This is a genomic window from Psychrobacter sp. DAB_AL32B (assembly GCF_002224105.1).
Taxonomy (GTDB): domain Bacteria; phylum Pseudomonadota; class Gammaproteobacteria; order Pseudomonadales; family Moraxellaceae; genus Psychrobacter.
On sequence record NZ_NEXU01000214.1, the window covers coordinates 1 to 224 of the forward strand.

A 224-nucleotide genomic window follows, 5' to 3' on the forward strand; every position below is an offset into this window, starting at 1 on the left:
GAGCCAGCACCAATACTCTATCCGGACGGCCAATGACGGCGTCAACATTATCAGGATCAATAGAGAAAAACGTTGGTATATCACTATTCTCAATTACTTCTAACGACTCAGCGTCATCCCAAACGCGCTTAGCACTAGCGGGCTCTTTCATTTGCATCACCCACGAACCGCCTTGTTGGCTGACTTTTATTTGCGCAGGCTCGTCATGACTGACGGTATAACAG

The 224-nt window shown here is 47.8% G+C and carries 1 pseudogene; it reads right to left on the bottom strand.

Annotation, left to right across the window (positions count from 1 at the left end):
• A pseudogene (locus tag CAN34_RS14005) lies at window positions 1–224 on the bottom strand (hypothetical protein); the annotation flags it as partial.